The organism is Polynucleobacter sp. Fuers-14 (genome assembly GCF_018882045.1).
Taxonomy (GTDB): domain Bacteria; phylum Pseudomonadota; class Gammaproteobacteria; order Burkholderiales; family Burkholderiaceae; genus Polynucleobacter.
In genome coordinates, this window is record NZ_JACVPG010000003.1 from 216,464 (window position 1) to 233,159 (window position 16,696).

19 protein-coding genes and 3 tRNA genes are annotated in these 16,696 nt (G+C 44.5%); 16 read left to right on the forward strand and 6 right to left on the reverse strand.

The window, feature by feature from the left end:
- Positions 1 to 69: 69 nt before the first annotated feature.
- Positions 70 to 258 carry a superinfection immunity protein gene (locus ICN40_RS01790; protein ID WP_215322167.1) on the reverse strand — a complete coding sequence of 63 codons (189 nt, stop codon included), beginning with the start codon at positions 256 to 258 and terminating at the stop codon, positions 70 to 72.
- Positions 259 to 369: 111 nt separating this feature from the next.
- On the opposite strand from ICN40_RS01790, the gene ICN40_RS01795 reads away from it, so the two are divergent.
- From ICN40_RS01795 to ftsB, 4 genes are read left to right on the forward strand one after another with little or no spacing between them, the layout of a single operon-like run.
- The gene (locus ICN40_RS01795) at positions 370 to 2,031 is read left to right on the forward strand and encodes a CTP synthase (protein ID WP_216241683.1); all 1,662 of its coding nucleotides are present in this window, start codon (positions 370 to 372) and stop codon (positions 2,029 to 2,031) included.
- 9 nt (positions 2,032 to 2,040) lie between these two features.
- Positions 2,041 to 2,904, forward strand: a complete 864-nt coding sequence (gene kdsA, locus ICN40_RS01800; protein WP_216241686.1) for a 3-deoxy-8-phosphooctulonate synthase — start codon at positions 2,041 to 2,043, stop codon at positions 2,902 to 2,904.
- 41 nt (positions 2,905 to 2,945) lie between these two features.
- The gene (eno, locus tag ICN40_RS01805; RefSeq protein WP_072582415.1) at positions 2,946 to 4,232 is read left to right on the forward strand and encodes a phosphopyruvate hydratase; all 1,287 of its coding nucleotides are present in this window, start codon (positions 2,946 to 2,948) and stop codon (positions 4,230 to 4,232) included.
- 20 nt (positions 4,233 to 4,252) lie between these two features.
- Positions 4,253 to 4,558, forward strand: coding sequence for a cell division protein FtsB (gene ftsB / locus ICN40_RS01810; protein WP_216241690.1), 306 nt, complete (start codon positions 4,253 to 4,255; stop codon positions 4,556 to 4,558).
- A gap of 4 nt (positions 4,559 to 4,562) precedes the next feature.
- Here the strand turns inward: ftsB and ICN40_RS01815 are convergent, their stop codons facing one another.
- Complete coding sequence (locus ICN40_RS01815) at positions 4,563 to 5,528, reverse strand: Hsp33 family molecular chaperone HslO (RefSeq protein ID WP_216241692.1); 966 nt, start codon at positions 5,526 to 5,528, stop codon at positions 4,563 to 4,565.
- A gap of 56 nt (positions 5,529 to 5,584) precedes the next feature.
- On the opposite strand from ICN40_RS01815, the gene gltX reads away from it, so the two are divergent.
- The 4 genes from gltX (at position 5,585) to ICN40_RS01835 (ending at position 7,382) form a co-directional block, all read left to right on the forward strand.
- Positions 5,585 to 6,991: a glutamate--tRNA ligase gene (gltX, locus tag ICN40_RS01820; protein ID WP_216241696.1), complete on the forward strand. Its 1,407-nt coding sequence runs from the start codon at positions 5,585 to 5,587 to the stop codon at positions 6,989 to 6,991.
- Between the two features lie 78 nt (positions 6,992 to 7,069).
- A tRNA-Ala gene (locus ICN40_RS01825) sits at positions 7,070 to 7,145 on the forward strand.
- A gap of 31 nt (positions 7,146 to 7,176) precedes the next feature.
- Positions 7,177 to 7,252 (forward strand) — tRNA-Glu (locus tag ICN40_RS01830).
- A 53-nt stretch (positions 7,253 to 7,305) separates the two neighbouring features.
- Positions 7,306 to 7,382, forward strand: a tRNA-Asp gene (locus tag ICN40_RS01835).
- 36 nt (positions 7,383 to 7,418) lie between these two features.
- On the opposite strand, the gene ICN40_RS01840 is transcribed toward ICN40_RS01835, so the two are convergent.
- Together ICN40_RS01840 and ICN40_RS01845 are read right to left on the reverse strand one after the other, a co-directional pair.
- Positions 7,419 to 8,009, reverse strand: a complete 591-nt coding sequence (locus ICN40_RS01840) for a sterol desaturase family protein (protein WP_216241698.1) — start codon at positions 8,007 to 8,009, stop codon at positions 7,419 to 7,421.
- A gap of 176 nt (positions 8,010 to 8,185) precedes the next feature.
- Positions 8,186 to 9,070, reverse strand: a complete 885-nt coding sequence (locus ICN40_RS01845) for a carboxylesterase (RefSeq protein WP_216241701.1) — start codon at positions 9,068 to 9,070, stop codon at positions 8,186 to 8,188.
- Between the two features lie 34 nt (positions 9,071 to 9,104).
- Here ICN40_RS01845 and ICN40_RS11885 point away from each other — a divergent pair, with 34 nt between their 5' ends.
- From ICN40_RS11885 to ICN40_RS01860, 3 genes are read left to right on the forward strand one after another with little or no spacing between them, the layout of a single operon-like run.
- Entirely contained in the window at positions 9,105 to 9,557 is a 453-nt protein-coding gene (locus ICN40_RS11885) for a DUF4118 domain-containing protein (protein ID WP_216241704.1), read from the forward strand.
- Positions 9,554 to 9,778, forward strand: coding sequence for an acyl carrier protein (locus ICN40_RS01855; protein ID WP_216241706.1), 225 nt, complete (start codon positions 9,554 to 9,556; stop codon positions 9,776 to 9,778). The genes ICN40_RS11885 and ICN40_RS01855 overlap by 4 nt, the downstream gene beginning before the upstream one ends.
- Position 9,779: 1 nt before the next feature.
- Entirely contained in the window at positions 9,780 to 11,030 is a 1,251-nt protein-coding gene (locus ICN40_RS01860; protein WP_216860701.1) for a beta-ketoacyl synthase, read from the forward strand.
- A gap of 367 nt (positions 11,031 to 11,397) precedes the next feature.
- Here the strand turns inward: ICN40_RS01860 and ICN40_RS01865 are convergent, their stop codons facing one another.
- Entirely contained in the window at positions 11,398 to 11,997 is a 600-nt protein-coding gene (locus ICN40_RS01865; protein ID WP_216860702.1) for a hypothetical protein, read from the reverse strand.
- A 156-nt stretch (positions 11,998 to 12,153) separates the two neighbouring features.
- Between ICN40_RS01865 and hyi the strand changes: the two genes are divergently transcribed.
- The 5 genes from hyi (at position 12,154) to ICN40_RS01890 (ending at position 16,099) form a co-directional block, all read left to right on the forward strand.
- On the forward strand, positions 12,154 to 12,930 hold the full coding sequence (gene hyi, locus ICN40_RS01870) for a hydroxypyruvate isomerase (protein ID WP_216241708.1): 777 nt from the start codon (positions 12,154 to 12,156) through the stop codon (positions 12,928 to 12,930).
- Positions 12,931 to 12,945: 15 nt separating this feature from the next.
- Entirely contained in the window at positions 12,946 to 13,845 is a 900-nt protein-coding gene (gene glxR, locus ICN40_RS01875) for a 2-hydroxy-3-oxopropionate reductase (protein WP_216241711.1), read from the forward strand.
- 10 nt (positions 13,846 to 13,855) lie between these two features.
- Positions 13,856 to 14,443 carry a YqiA/YcfP family alpha/beta fold hydrolase gene (locus ICN40_RS01880; RefSeq protein ID WP_216241713.1) on the forward strand — a complete coding sequence of 196 codons (588 nt, stop codon included), beginning with the start codon at positions 13,856 to 13,858 and terminating at the stop codon, positions 14,441 to 14,443.
- An 82-nt stretch (positions 14,444 to 14,525) separates the two neighbouring features.
- Positions 14,526 to 15,095 carry an HNH endonuclease gene (locus ICN40_RS01885; RefSeq protein ID WP_216241715.1) on the forward strand — a complete coding sequence of 190 codons (570 nt, stop codon included), beginning with the start codon at positions 14,526 to 14,528 and terminating at the stop codon, positions 15,093 to 15,095.
- Between the two features lie 206 nt (positions 15,096 to 15,301).
- The gene (locus ICN40_RS01890; protein ID WP_255561089.1) at positions 15,302 to 16,099 is read left to right on the forward strand and encodes a DUF3108 domain-containing protein; all 798 of its coding nucleotides are present in this window, start codon (positions 15,302 to 15,304) and stop codon (positions 16,097 to 16,099) included.
- Here the strand turns inward: ICN40_RS01890 and ICN40_RS01895 are convergent.
- On the reverse strand, positions 16,096 to 16,659 hold the full coding sequence (locus ICN40_RS01895; protein WP_216241718.1) for an ion channel: 564 nt from the start codon (positions 16,657 to 16,659) through the stop codon (positions 16,096 to 16,098). The two genes, ICN40_RS01890 and ICN40_RS01895, sit on opposite strands and share 4 nt — an antisense overlap.
- Between the last annotated feature and the right edge of the window lie 37 nt (positions 16,660 to 16,696).

Sequence of the window (16,696 nt, forward strand, 5' to 3'; positions counted from 1 at the left end):
CCCTAAAAAATCGGCAAATTAACCGAAATTAGGGCTTTATTGAGACCCATGACCTGAAAAATGGGTCAATTACACAACTTGCTCTTCTTTGAGGGCCCAAACCAGTGCAACTACCCAGCCAATCAGGGACCATCCTAAAAACAGGTTTAAGGCAAAAATAGCCCCTGTATTTGCCCTTTTTTTGTGAAATGCAATAGCAAAAGGGAGGAAATAAAAGAGGGAGAGAATACTGATTAATATCGCAAATAAAAGGCGCATAGGTATTAAATCATTAGATTTGGGTAGACGAGATCCTATATTAACGATTTTGAAATTCCCCCGCCCCTGATGGCTATCGTTATAATTACTTTTTCCAACAGAGCTTAAGCGATGACCAAATACGTTTTTGTCACTGGTGGTGTGGTTTCTTCTTTAGGGAAAGGAATCGCAGCTGCCTCGCTTGCCGCGATTCTTGAATCCCGCGGCCTGAAAGTCACCCTCCTAAAATTAGACCCTTATATCAACGTTGACCCGGGCACTATGAGCCCACTCCAGCACGGAGAGGTTTTTGTAACCGAAGATGGTGCTGAGACCGACTTGGACTTGGGTCACTATGAGCGCTTTGTTTCTGCAAAGATGCGCAAAAGTAATAACTTCACCACTGGCCAGATTTATGAGTCAGTCATCAGCAAAGAGCGTCGCGGCGAGTATCTTGGAAAAACAGTACAAGTTATTCCGCACATTACAAATGAAATCCAAGCTTTTATAGAGCGTGGCGCTAAAGCTAGTCATGATGGCAAAGCAGATGTTGCTATTTGCGAAATCGGCGGTACCGTTGGTGATATCGAATCACTACCGTTCTTAGAGGCCGCAAGACAGATGAGCTTGCGACTACCTTTGCATGATTGCGCTTTTGTTCATTTGACTCTCGTCCCTTATATCCATAGCGCCGGCGAGTTAAAAACTAAACCAACGCAACACTCTGTTCAGAAGCTTCGTGAAATTGGCATCATGCCGACAGTATTGCTCTGCCGTGCTGATCGACCAATCCCAGAAGATGAGCGTGCAAAGATTTCTTTATTCTCAAACGTACGTGAAGAAGCGGTGATTTCAGTTTGGGATGTAGATACGATTTATAAGATTCCTGAGATGCTCCAAGCTCAAGGCATGGATGATTTAATTTGCCGTCAACTAGACCTCAAAGCGAAGCCAGCAGATCTTTCTGTATGGGCCAAACTAGTTTATGAAATGGCAAACCCACAACACGAAGTGACCATTGGTATGGTTGGTAAGTATGTGGAACTAACGGAGTCATACAAATCACTGATTGAAGCCTTGCGTCACGCAGGCATTCATACGCATACTCGCGTCAATATTAATTACATCGATTCCGAAGTCATTGAAAAAGATGGTATCGGCTGCCTACAAAATCTCGACGCTATCTTGGTTCCCGGTGGCTTTGGTAAACGTGGCACTGAAGGCAAAATTGCTGCCATTCGTTATGCACGTGAAAATAACGTTCCTTATTTGGGTATTTGCCTGGGTATGCAATTGGCTGTGATTGAATTTGCACGCCATGTAGCGAACCTCACAAAAGCTAATAGCACCGAATTTGATCCTCAGTCTGAACAGCCTGTTGTTGCCCTGATAACCGAATGGTTAGACAGAGAAGGGCGAGTAGAGAAGCGTACTAACGACTCTGATTTGGGCGGTACTATGCGTCTTGGGTCTCAACGCTGTCCGGTTAAAGCTGGAACCTTAGCCCATCGCATTTACGGTCCGGAGGTGAATGAGCGTCATCGTCATCGTTATGAAGTAAACAACACCTACGTACCTCAGCTAGAGAAATCTGGTTTGATTATTTCAGCTAGAACCCCTAATGAAGAGTTGCCGGAGATGATGGAATTACCAACATCTATGCATCCTTGGTTCTTCGGTGTGCAGTTTCACCCTGAATTTACTTCAACACCGCGGGATGGGCACCCATTGTTCTCAGCCTTTATTAGCGCTGCACTTGAGCACCAAACAGCCGCTGAAAAGCAGGCTGCCTAAAGGAAGAATATGAGCGCATTTAAGTTGTGTGGCTTTGATGTCGGTCTAAATCAGCGTTTCTTTTTAATTGCTGGCCCCTGTGTCATTGAGTCCGAGCAATCAGCTATTGATATTGCGGGTCAATTGAAAGAAGTTACTTCTGCTCTAAAGATCCCCTTTATCTACAAGTCGTCGTTTGATAAAGCCAATCGTTCATCAGGAACGTCTTTTCGAGGTTTAGGTATGGAAAAGGGCTTAGAGATTTTGGCTAAGGTTAAAAAGCAAGTTGATGTTCCTGTACTTACAGATGTTCATGACATCAGCGAAATTGCTGCCGTAGCTAGCGTTGTAGATGTATTGCAGACCCCAGCTTTTTTATGCAGACAAACCGACTTCATTCGCGCCTGCGCGCAAAGTGGCAAGCCGGTTAATTTTAAGAAGGGTCAGTTTCTTTCGCCGCACGAGATGTTGAATGTTATTGAGAAGGCTCGAGTGGCTGCAGGTGAAAAAAATCTTCCAGACCAATTTATGGTGTGCGAACGTGGAGCTTCCTTTGGCTACAACAACCTGGTTTCAGATATGCGTAGCTTGGCAATTTTGCGTGAATCCAATGCACCAGTAGTATTTGATGCTACTCATTCAGTTCAATTGCCTGGAGGTCAAGGCAACTCTAGCGGCGGTCAACGTGAATTCGTACCCGTTTTGGCGCGTGCTGCTGTAGCAGTCGGCATTAGCGGCCTATTTATGGAAACCCATCCTGATCCAGCAAAAGCATTATCCGATGGACCGAATGCTGTTCCTTTAGATCGCATGAGAGAGCTACTTGAGTCCTTGGTAGCGATCGATGGAGCCGTTAAATCATCCGGAAGTTTTTTAGAAGACAGCTTTAAGTAAATTATAAAAATCCACTTCATATTGTTTTAAGGAGAAGGTGCATGAGCGCCATTGTTGACATTATCGGTAGAGAAGTTCTAGATTCACGCGGCAACCCAACAGTTGAGTGCGATGTTTTGCTTGAGTCAGGCGTTATGGGTCGTGCGGCGGTACCTTCTGGAGCTTCCACAGGTTCTCGTGAGGCAATTGAGTTGCGCGATGGAGACAAGTCACGCTACTTGGGTAAAGGCGTTCTCAAGGCTGTTCAAAACATCAATATTGAGATTGCAGAATCCATTCTTGGTCTTGATGCAAGTGAACAAGCCTTTCTTGATCGCACCCTGATTGAATTAGATGGCACTCATAACAAAGCACGCTTAGGTGCAAATGCAACACTTGCAGTTTCTATGGCCGTTGCCAGAGCAGCAGCTGAAGAAGCGGGTCTGCCTTTATATCGTTATTTTGGCGGTTCTGGCGGTATGCAGTTACCAGTGCCTATGATGAACATCGTGAACGGTGGTGCTCACGCCAATAACAGTTTGGATATTCAAGAATTCATGGTGATGCCAGTTGGCGCCGAAAACTTCCGTGACGCACTTCGTTGTGGTGCAGAGATTTTCCATGAGCTAAAAAAGATCTTAGGCGCTCAAGGTATGCCAACTACTGTTGGTGATGAGGGTGGTTTTGCGCCAAACTTTAAGAGTAATCACGAATGTTTGCAGACCATCATGAAGGCAATTGAGGGTGCAGGCTATACGGCAGGTGAAGATGTTCTATTGGCCCTAGATTGCGCTGCTAGTGAGTTCTACAAAGATGGCAAATATCACTTGTCAGGAGAAGGTCTCCAATTAAGCTCAAGCGAGTTCTCTGATTACCTTGGTAACTTAACAGACCAGTTCCCAATCGTTTCGATTGAGGATGGCATGCATGAGGGTGACTGGGATGGTTGGGCTGACATTACCAAAAAGCTTGGTAAGAAAATTCAATTGGTTGGTGATGATTTGTTTGTTACAAACACCCGCATCCTCCAAGAAGGAATAGACAAAGGCATTGCCAACTCTATTTTGATTAAGATTAATCAAATTGGCACATTGACAGAAACATTTGCTGCTATTGAGATGGCTAAGCGCGCAAACTACACTGCTGTGATTTCCCATCGCTCTGGAGAGACCGAAGACAGCACCATTGCAGATATTGCCGTTGGCACTAACGCAGGTCAAATTAAAACCGGTTCTTTATCTCGCTCCGATCGCATTGCTAAATATAATCAGCTGTTGCGTATTGAAGAGGATTTGGGTGATGTTGCAACCTATCCAGGTAAATCTGTTTTCTATAACCTCAAACGCTAACTCAGAGTTCTTAATAGCTTATGCGGATCGTCATCTACTCCATGCTGGTATTGCTAATAGCAATCCAGTACCCACTTTGGCTGGGTAAGGGTGGATGGCTAAAGGTTTACGAGATGGAGCGACAGGTAGAGCTTCAAGAGGCTAAAAATAGTCTCTTGGCTCTTCGCAATGCCAAGCTATCTGGCGATGTTAAAGATCTGAAAGACGGCACTCGAGCTATCGAAGAGCGGGCTCGTGTTGAGCATGGTCTAATTAAAGAGGGTGAGTTTTTCGTGCAAATCTTGCCAGCGGATAAGACATCAACTTCCCAAGCCACAAAACAGTAACTTTTTAGTGACCGCTAGATGGCGGCCTTGTAGCATCACTCAATAAATCAGTTTTAAATACCTGCAGGCAATCAACCGCATCAAAGCGGTATGGTTTTGCACAGAAATCACAGATAGTTTCCACGGATCCTTGCTCCGCAAGAATGCTTTGAACCTCTTCTTCACCAAGCATCCGCAAAATATCCGCAACCTTAGTGCGAGAACATCTGCAGGCAAAACGAATGGGGCGAGCAGGGAAGCTGCGTACACCATTTTCGGCGGACTCTTCTAAAAATAAACGCCTCAAAATAGTTTCCGGTGGAAGCGTTAATAATTCTTCGTTAGTGATTGTTTCCCCAAGGGTTTGAATGCGTGACCAGCCTTCAGTAGCAACCTGCGGATCTATATGTGCATGACCCCCAGAATTTGGTAAGCGCTGTAGCAATAAGCCGCCAACATGGGTATCGCTGGAAGCAAGCCAAATGCGCGTGTCTAATTGTTCGGAGTTTTGCATATACAGGGCTATAGCCTCTGCAGCGCTGCTGACCGGCTTAATGACTGCGCCTTGATGATCTTGTAGCGCTACGATGCCCTGGTAGGGGGCTTGCCCCGGCTCACGGTCGGCTGGATCTAAGGTGATCACCAATCTTCCGCTCCCCCTCACATCCAGAAGATCGGCTAATGTTGCGTCGGGTATTATTTCAGAGGGGTCAACTGAGAGTTTGACTGTAGCCCTCATGGATAAATCAGACTTACATTCCACAACCAGAAGCTGAATAGGGCCCTTGCTTTGCGCTTGAATAACGAGGGTTCCATCAAATTTAAGGCTAGCACTTAGAAGGGTGGCTGCACCAACAAAGTCGCCCAGAATCCGACGGACGGCAGGAGGGTCATTACGACGCTCTAAAACGGCCTGCCAGGCGCTCCCAATGGACACAATTTCCCCACGAACTGGGGCGCCATCGCACATAAAGACTAGTAATTCATTCATAGGGCAAAGTATCCACTTTTTTTCGGTTTTAGTCTCAGCAAGCCCGACCTGAGATAATGCGATTTATGCATATTCGTACACGTTTCGCCCCAAGTCCCACGGGCTTCATTCATCTGGGAAATCTTCGCAGCGCTCTGTATCCATGGGCCTTTGCACGCCACAATAAAGGCGACTTCATTCTTCGTATTGAGGATACTGACCTTGAGCGTTCATCACAGGAAGCGGTAGACGTCATCATCGAAGGAATGGCGTGGCTCGGCCTCGATTTGGATGAAGGTCCGATCTATCAGATGCAGCGTATTGATCGATATCGTGAAGTAGTAAAACAAATGCTGGATTCTGGATTGGCCTATCCGTGCTACATGAGCGAAGAAGAGCTCAATAAACTCCGTGATCAGCAAATGGCAAATAAAGAAAAGCCACGCTATAACGGACTTTGGAGGCCTGAGCTTGGCAAAACATTGCCGCCCGTTCCTGAGGGTGTAAGCCCAGTAATCCGCTTTAAGAATCCAATTGGTGGGTCCGTTATTTGGAATGATGCTGTCAAAGGTCAAATTGAAATCAGCAATGACGAGTTAGATGACTTAGTTATTGCCAGACCAGATGGCACGCCAACGTATAACTTTTGCGTCGTGGTAGATGACTTAGATATGAATATTACCCATGTCATTCGGGGTGATGACCATGTAAACAATACTCCAAGGCAGATCAATATCATGAAGGCGCTTGGCGGAGTGCCACCTATTTACGCTCACTTACCTACCGTCCTTAATGGCGCAGGTGAAAAGATGAGCAAGCGCAATGGTGCAATGAGTGTGCGCGATTATCAGAAAGCAGGATACCTTCCTGAGGCAATCCTCAATTACTTAGCACGCCTAGGCTGGTCTCATGGCGATGCTGAAGTATTTACCAAAGAACAGTTTGTCGATTGGTTTGATTTGGAAAGTTTGGGGCGCTCACCGGCACAACATAATCCAGAAAAATTGCTTTGGCTCAATCACCAATATATTCAAAATGCTGATTCATCTGCATTGGCTGCCGCAACAAAACCATTCGCCCTTGAGATCGGAATTGATACGGAATCCGGTCCGGATTTTATTCAAGTTGTAAGCCTATTAAAAGATCGCGCAAATACTTTGATTGAAATAGCAGAGGGCGCAAAATTATTTTACTCGCCGGCCCCTTCTTTAACTCTAGAGCAGATTAAAGAAAACATCCCTGAGGCAGTCATCCCTGCATTAAAAGATTTGGTTGAGGCACTTGAGTTAGCAGAGTCTACTAAGGAAGCTTACGCTGCTTCTTTTAAGCAGATTTTGTCTAAGCATCAAATAAAAATGCCCGCATTAGCAATGCCGGTTAGGTATGCATTATTTGCCACTACACAAACCCCTGCAATCGATTCAGTGCTAGTGGTATTAGGCAAAGAAGCGGCTATCCAAAGGCTTTCTAAGGTAATCCACTAGAGAATTTGCGCACTTGTACAAAAATAGGATAAAATCTTGGATTGTTTTGAGTGTCTTGTAGTTTTATCGTGAGATTTCGGGGGTATAGCTCAGCTGGGAGAGCGCTTGCATGGCATGCAAGAGGTCAGCGGTTCGATCCCGCTTATCTCCACCAAGCATTTAAAATAGTAGTTGTTGTAGTCCAGGTCCCCATCGTCTAGAGGCCTAGGACATCACCCTTTCACGGTGAGTACGGGGGTTCGAATCCCCCTGGGGACGCCAGATTCTTCTGGTTGCAGTAAAGAAGTATGATGTAGTGTTTCTCGATGCATTTTGGAGCGGTAGTTCAGTTGGTTAGAATATCGGCCTGTCACGCCGAGGGTCGCGGGTTCGAGTCCCGTCCGTTCCGCCAAGACAATTAAAAGCCCCCTGCATAAGGGGGCTTTTTCTATTCTAATTGCTTGCAGGCAAGCATTTGGTTTAACAATTCTTCCCGCTGTTCTTCAAATCCGCATTCCACTTGACGTAGAGTATTTTCGTAGGTACCAAACAACATGTCCCAAATAGGTAGGCCGTAATTATTGGTGTGTCGATTTCGCTCGTGATGAATGCGGTGCATTTCAGGGCGGGCAATAAAGTAGCCAAGCCAGTGTGGTGTGCGGATATTGGTATGTTCCCAGTACTCAAAAAAAGCAACCCACAATGTCGCCCAAGAGGCTGACTCAATATTCAGTCCCAGAAGAGCGTAACTAACAAGGCTAATGATCAATAAATTTGCTATGAAGTCGGATGGATGGGCGTAAAACGCTGTAATAGCCTGTAGTCGGTGAGTGCTGTGATGAATTTGATGGAAGATCCTCCAGGCTAAATTATTATGATGGCGGAGACGATGCCACCAGTAAACCAAAAAGGTAATGCAAAAATAAGAGATCAGACCATTGAGCCAATTTGGCTTGGATTGGAAAAAGTGACTTAAAACAGGAAAGAGGGTCAGCCTGATTAAATAGGGTTCAACCAAAAAGCCAATCAGAGCTGTCATGGAGATACCCAAAATAGCCAGTATCAGTAGCCGTTTAAACCATGGGCGATCTAACTCATAAAGGTACAGTGGGTAACGTCTCTCCCAATAGCTCAGGAGAAACAATAGCAGCAGGGAAATGGCAAAAGCTAGAGCACTATTCACTTGAAAAAGGTAGGCGTTGATTACTTAAACTTTTAGTCATTAGTAGAGCGTATATCTCGCTCTTGATTACGTAAAAAACGCTGTAACTCAGGAGAAACAATTTTTTCATTGAAATGCTCCCCATTGGGATTGCTGTAGATCCGATCAAGAAAGCTAATCATTTCTGCCGCTACGGTCTCACGTTCATTGTCAACCGTAATCATGTGATAACTATTGCCAAGATAAATCTGTCGCTTCAATGGGGGATTGGTGAGCTCACCAACCATCCTCGCATTAAAAGTATTGGCAATCTCATCATCAATTGCATGAATGGTCAGGATGGATGAGACAACCTTTGGAAGGTTTTTGATGGTGTATCGACACAATTTATTACCTTCATACATATGACGCAAGCTCATATAGGAGCCACCAACAGCGGATATCTCATCACTAGACATGATTTTTTTTATGTAGGCCCGAATTTGCTTATTTTTAATACCGAAAGGATCTCGCTCTCGGTATTTGTAGAGATCACCAAGCCCGAGCATCATTCCAAAGGGTATTAATGGGCGATACCAGGGCATAGACCAACCGTTATATTTTAGGGTCGTAGAAAGAGCAACAACACCATGTATGCCATGCAATTGAGATGCAACTGCCAGAGCTAGGGTCGACCCTAGTGAGATACCGCCAAGACAGACAGGTTGGGCCTCTTCGGACTGTAATTTTTTAACTTGTTCTACAGCATTTTCAAGCCAATATTTCCACTTAGAGGAGGTCCCTCCAAAGCTATAACCCGGAATAGTCGGCGTAAAGACTCGGTAACCGCTGGCCTTGAGTTGGGAGCTTAAGAAATTGAACTCAAGCGGCGATGAGGATAGTCCGTGAAATAGTATAATTAGGGGGGAGGGATTTATATTCATTTCCAGGTCATTCATAACTATATTCTAGACCTTTTGAGACAAATTCAATATGCAGATTCGTAACGCAAAAAACTGGTCAATATATAGCCCTTTGGATGCACTTTTATACTGCATTCTCATTTTTCTTGTTATTTCATCCATTCTCAATACTCTTGGGTTGAATTTTTCTACCAATCACCCCTATAAATTTTATTTCCTTGCGGCAACGTTCATTGCGTATTACTTTGGATATAAACCTGCCTCTATTTTTATTCTCATTTCAAGTCTATACGCCAATTTCTACTTCGTACCTCCTTTTGGAGTATTCACTTTGACATTGGATGAGCTAGAGCGTTATTTGATTAATCTTTTTTTTGGTAGTGCCGCCATTTTCTTAATTGAAATCTTGCAACGAGAGCGATTTAAATCCAAATTACTACTGTTGGTATCCGAGTCTAGATATCTCATCTTGCTTCATCGTGACAACCGAATATTGAATCAATTAAAGAGGAAAACACAATGACTACCATTTCAGCCCTACTTGAGTTAGTGGCAGAAAAGTTCGACAAAAATCTTGACGAATTAACTCCAGAAACTACCCTGGAGAGTTTAGGGATAGATTCACTTGGCAAGATTGAATTGATTTTTGACTTAGAAGATCACTTCCGAGTTCGCGTCCTCAATGAAGATGCCAAAGTAGACACCTTGGCCGACGTCGCTGCCTTAATAGATTCGGCACAGTAAATTGAATATAGGGCAGCACCGAGTCGTTATTACTGGCCTAGGTGCAATTTCAGCGCTGGGCATAGGTGCTGTTGCCCAATTTCAAAAAGCGACTGCCTGCACTTCTGGTATCGCTGCATTTAATAGAGCAACTGCCATTCCTGTCGATCTTGCATGCGCCGCCCTTATATCAGAACCCTATATGCTTAACCTAGAAGCCTCCACCTTGGGGATGTTTGATAGAGTTGCTCATCTATCATGGCTTGTGGCAAACGAGGCTCTTGAGCACGCTGGCATTAATGGTTTATCTCAAGAGGATTTAGAGCGCTCATGTATTTACTGGGGAACGGGTTTTGGTGGGTCTGGCGCCCTAGACAATACTTACCAAGATCTTTTCCTGAAGGGTAAGGATCGCGCCAGACCCTTTACAGTGATTGGCGCAATGGCAAATGGCGCTACTGGTTTGCTATCCATGCAGTCCGGCTTTAAAGGCCCGTCTCTCACCTACTCAACAGCTTGCGCTTCTTCTGCGCATGCCATTGGAGAGGCCTATCGAAGCATCAAGCATGGTTATTGCAGGCGTGCGATTGCAGGCGGTGCTGAGAGTCTATTTAATGCAGGCCCTCTCAAGGCGTGGGAGGCATTGCGAACATTGGCCAACCCAGACCAGGAAAATATTGCCAGTTCTTGCAAACCATTTTCAAAAAATAGAAGTGGGCTTGTATTGGGCGAAGGTGCAGCTGCATTAATTCTGGAGAATCTAGAGGATGCTCAAAAACGGGGGGCTAATATTCTTGCTGAAATTGTAGGTTACGGATCTTCATCAGATGCAATGCATATTACCAAACCTGATTTTATGGGACAGGCTAGGGCAATGCGTTTAAGTTTAGAGGATGCACAAGTAAATCCGGGGCAGATTGTCTATATCAATGCTCATGGCACTGCCACCGGTGTTGGAGATATTTCCGAAACGCAATCAATTAAGGCGGCATTTGGTGATGACTTAGCAAGAAGCCTTCATATTAGCTCGACCAAAGCAATACATGGGCATACATTGGGGGCTGCAGGCGCGCTTGAGTTATTAATTACCGTGCAAGCCATGCAAAACAATATTGCCCCTGGTACTGCGTTCTTAAAAGTGCCAGACCCAGAGTGCGATCTGAATTACCTGCCTGAGAAATCGTTGGAATTACCTATTCCGTATGCAATGTCAAATTCATTTGCTTTCGGTGGGTCAAATGTATCCCTCTTGTTGGCAAGAGAAGTTGGCTAATTTAAGAGGCTTTGGTAAGCCTCTTGGTGAGTTCGTAATGCCAGAGTGCGCCTAGCGACATCCCAGTTAATAGCACCTCGGAATCACTTATAAAGCCATGAAAGTTATCGGCCGCATAGGAATCGGCAGTTGCATTAATGGCTATTTCCACAAAGATCAACGTTAAGGTAAAGACTAAACGTATTTTTTTGATCTTAGGGCTTAGATCCCCATAAAGCTGGCGATAGTGAAGTATCAAAAGTGCGCATGAAGCAGAGTTAATAAGCCAGAAAAAGACTATTGCGGCATTTAAGTTAAAAGGGGACGTTAAATAATAGACGGCCGAGGCAATTAGTTGCAAAGCCAGCAATAGTCTGATCATCGATATTTACTTTTTAGGAGTTGTGATAGAGGCGGCCATTGCATCGTAGTAAATGACTTTAACCTGCTCACCAACATTAACATCTGCTAGTAACGCGGGATTTTTGACAGTTACAACGGTGATTTTGCCGCTAGGCCCTTTTACCGATACCAGTTTTTTTTCGCGATTAACTTCAACAATATCCGCAACAATAGTTGTTGTATTCGCGATTTTTTCTGAAGGCTTCTCATCCGCCTTTGAGCGGGTAACGGTATTGGTTTCTACTTTGGTGCGAACACCATCACTCTTAGTCTTAATTAACTCAATGGCAACAGCTAGTTCATAACTCACGCTAACGCGGTCACCCTTTTTGATTTGTGCAAAATTGGTAATTTCAGGACCAGCAATAAATTTAGATTCACCCTCTTTATTTTTGAAGGTAATGGTGCGAGTCTTCTTATCGACCCTCACCACTTCACCTTCGTATAGCTGGAAGTGATTATCAGTAATCGCTGCATCAATTACCGCTGGCTTGGCCGTTCCCATTGCTGGAGTCGATTGGGCATTCACAGCGGATGTTCCAGCAAATAATGTAGCAAGCATCAAGGCAATTGGGGCATATTTCATATTGATTATTTCCTTATAGTAAAAGTGACTAAATTCAATCTTAGCCTATTTTTATGGTGAAATTGCCATAGATGCTGAGATATTGTGCTGTAGAGCCCAAATACACTTCTTTTGTTAAGATCCCTCACTACTTTGATTTGCCTATAAGGATTCGAAATGCCACAGTTTGCAGCAAACCTCACCATGCTATTTAATGAGTTACCTTTTATGGATCGATTCGAAAAGGCCTCAAGCTCTGGTTTTAAGGCAGTTGAATTTCTCTTTCCTTATGCATATTCTGCGCAAGAAATTTATCAAAAGCTAGTTCAAAATAAACTGGTATTAGTCCTTCATAATTTGCCGGCAGGGGACTGGGATGCTGGCGAGCGTGGCATAGCTTGCCTGCCAGATCGAGTGGAAGAATTTCAGGCTGGCGTGACTAAGGCGATTGACTATGCAAAAGTTCTCGGTGTGAATCAACTTAATTGTCTGGCTGGGAAAATGCCGAACGGAGTTGACGCTGACTCATTGCGTAAAACATTAGTTGCGAACTTACGTTATGCAGCTGCTGAACTTAAAAAGGCTAATATTAAACTTCTGATTGAGCCTATTAATACTTTCGATATTCCTGGATTTTATCTATCTAAAACCCATCAAGCTTTAGATATTCTGGATGAAGTAGGTTCTGATAACTTGTTCATTCAGTATGACATCTATCACGCCCAGCGGATGGAGGGCGAACTCTGTAAAACCGTTGAGGCAAACCTTTCTAAAATTGCCCATATTCAATTAGCCGATAACCCTGGGCGCAATGAACCCGGTACAGGGGAAATTAATTACATGCATCTATTCGCATTCATTGATAGCATCGGCTATCAAGGTTGGATTGGGTGTGAATACAAACCAGCATCCAATACGGAAGCTGGATTGGGCTGGATGAAGTCAATCAAATAACAATACGGAGACAAAATGAGTAATCAATTAAAGTTAGGATTTGTTGGTTTAGGCATCATGGGTGCCCCAATGGCTGGGCATCTGTTGAATGCAGGTCATGAGGTATTTATCAATACCCGCAGTAAGGTACCAGAAGCTTTGGTGTCCTCAGCCGCCATGCAGTGTGCCTCACCGCAAGAGGTTGCCAGTAAAGCCGATATTATTTTCATCATGGTTCCTGATACACCTGACGTAGAGAAGGTGCTTTTTGGAGACAAGGGCATTGCTGCGGGATTATCCAAGGGTAAGGTTGTGGTCGATATGAGCTCTATTTCTCCCATTGCTACAAAAGAGTTTGCACAGAAAATCAATGCTTTATCTTGTGATTACCTAGATGCACCTGTATCTGGTGGTGAGGTTGGTGCCAAGCATGCAACTCTTTCTATCATGGTTGGTGGTGAAGAGGCGGTTTTTGAGAGGGTTAAGCCTGTACTCGAGTTAATGGGGAAAAATATTAATCTTGTGGGCCGAAATGGTGATGGCCAGACAGCAAAGGTAGCCAACCAAATTATTGTCGCCTTAAATATTGAAGCAGTTGCGGAAGCTCTCTTATTCGCCTCCAAGGCTGGAGCAGATCCTGCAAAAGTGCGTCAAGCCCTCATGGGTGGGTTTGCTGGATCCAAGATCCTGGAGGTTCACGGCGAAAGAATGGTCAAGCGCACCTTTGATCCTGGCTTTAGGATTGAACTGCATCAAAAGGATCTTAACCTGGCCCTGAATAGTGCCAGAGCTTTAGGGGTAGCACTACCCAACACAGCAACAGCGCAAGAATTATTTAACTCATGTTCAGCGCATGGCGGTAAAGCTTGGGACCATTCTGCCATGGTACGAGCTCTAGAAAAACTGGCCAATTTTGAAATTGGACAAAAAGCTTAATCATCAATATATGTCTTTAACATTATTTGTTTATCTACACGGCTTTCGTTCATCCCCTCGCTCTAGCAAGGCGGTAATGACGGGGGAGGCAATTAAAGCCTTAACAACCGAAGACCATGCTGTTCAATGGTATTGCCCACAACTCGTGGCGTCACCAAAAGACAGTATGGATACGGTTTTAAAGCATATTGAAAACACTGCTTACGATCGCTTAGTGGTGATTGGATCCTCATTGGGTGGCTACTATGCGAATTATCTTGCTGAGAAATATGGGTGCAAGGCCGTAGCCCTTAATCCGGCGGTAAGAGCCCCGAAAGAATTAGCTTCGCATGTTGGCATGCTGACTTCCTATGATGCTGACGAACCATATGATTTTCGCCCTGAATATATTGATGAATTAAAAGCGCTGCAGGTCCAGAGCATAAGCAACCCCTCACGTTATTTTTTAATGGCTGCCAAGGGTGATGAACTCCTAGATTGGCAAGAGATGGTTGATTTTTATCGGGGTGCTGAACAACTAGTGCTCGAGGGCGGTGATCACGGTATTACTGATTATCCCACCCACCTACCCAAGGTCCTAAAGTTCATTTCTGACTAGTTCGATTGATTGCTGAGGGCTTCTTCTGTAGTATGAACTGAACATCTGCCGACCAATAGGCGTTGTTAAAAAAGGAGAGTTTGTGCTGAGCATCTTGAAACTAGACGCAGGTGGAATTCCCCAAGGTTGGGTGACTGCAGAAGAGGCTACTAAGCAGTATGCCGATAATAGTGTTTTGTGGACGCTAGGTGAACCCATTTTTCAAATGCGCGGCGGAATATCTCGCGCCACCGGCATGCAATCTATCATCGAACTTCATTCCATTATTGCCGTTAAAGGTAGCGCGAAGATCAATCTTTTTGATATGGTGCCTGTTATTACAAAACATAAACTCTTCAAACGTGATCGAGGCTTATGTGCATATTGCGGTGACTTCATCCATGAGAATCAAGCAGAGGCTGAGCACATTACTCCCAATAGCCGAGGCGGAAAATATAGCTGGATGAATTTAGTGATTTCCTGCAGGCCATGCAATCAACGTAAAGGCAATAGAACGCCAGAACAAGCAGGAATGGGGTTGCTATACACCCCGTATTTATTGAGCCTCTATGAAGATATGATTCTGAAAGGACGCAACATTTTGGCTGATCAAATGGGCTATCTAACTGCAAATCTTCCAAAAAGTAGCCGCCTTCTGGAGTGTCTGTCCTGAGACTGCAGCTAGGGCGAGACAGCATTATTAATTTACCCCGTTTTAAATCTCTACGAATTATTGCTGCAGCCTTACTACTTTCAGTAGTTGGCCATTTCATTCTATTTTTTGGTCTTCCGTTTATTTCCTATCATGAGGTGCAACCTACTGCTGATGATCTTATTATTAGGACGCATTTAAAAGTAGAGCTACCTAAAAAAATTGCAATGTCCAAAATGCCAATTAAGAAGGTCGAAAAACAAACCTTGGCGACTACTGGAAATGATATTAGCAATCGTAATGGGCTGGGTGAGCAGGGAGTCGTGGGAGATCAATCTGGGGTTGCGTTCAAGCTTCCGCAGTCAGGAATTATTTTCTATGACTCTTATGTTGATGGTCAACAATATCAAACTGGTGAGATTGATTGGATTGTCGAGGGGAATAACTATCGACTCTATGTCAATATTGCCTACGCATTTGTTGGCCCCTTTATTTTTGAATCCCGCGGTTCGGTAGATGCTTATGGGATTGCCCCTAGCGTTTATTGGTCACAACGAGGTACTAGGCAGCCACGGTATTCACGCTTTGATCGAAATGAAAAAGGGGAAGGGCAGATGTTCTTTTCTGAAAAACCCGAGTTCACACCCCAAATATTGCCAGGCACTCAGGATCGCTTTAGCCTCATGTTTCAGTTAGCCGCACTATTAAATGGAGACGGCAAAATGGATGAGGCGGGGAGTATTAGGGGAATCCCAGTGGTTGATTACAACACTCTCGAAATGTGGAATTTCAAGAGTTATGGAGAGTCGGTCTCTGATGATATTCCAAGTCTCGGGAGGTCTGTAAACCGACATTACGCCTTAATGCAGCGTGAAAATGACCCTTATAAGCGTCAAGTGGACATATGGCTTGCAAAGGATTTGGAATGGCTGCCTGGTCGAATTCGGTCGCAAGAGTCCAGTGGCAGGGTGCTTGAGCTTGTTTTTAAGCAAAAGAACCCCGTTCCCGTAGGAATAATGCCTTAGGGCTGGGCGCTATCCTCGGATTTTGAACTTGGATTTGTGTGCCCTAATAACGCGCCCATCATGGAATAAAGTGCGGCACCTGACATGGATACTGCGAAAATACCCGAAAAGGAAATGATGATGGGCAGAATTCTCCAATGCTCTGAAAGCGTGTAGTCACCATATCCTACCGTTGTGTACATTTCACCAGCAAAGTAAAAGGTTTGCGGGTTAGTTGCGAAAACCTTTAGTGCAACGCAAATATAGGCCCATGCAATGATTTCAATGAAATGGGTGCCGATGATCATGAGGATCGCAATAAAGTAGGAAAGGAAATTTGCCCCATGAATGCGTTTGTTTTCTAATTTGCGATCAATCCAATGAAATGCTCCTGCAACTAACAGAACCGCTACACCATGAAAAGTGAGCATTAAGCATGCAATGATTAATACAATCCAAATCTGGCTATTGCCCATATCCGTATTGATCTGGGAGAAAAGACTATGGAGGCTAGGGAGATCTGCGCTCTCTAATAGATTAACTACAGGGGTCTTGCCGTCATGAAGAAAGTGAATTGCCATAGGAAATAGTGGTTTGTACTACAAAGATATCTTATTT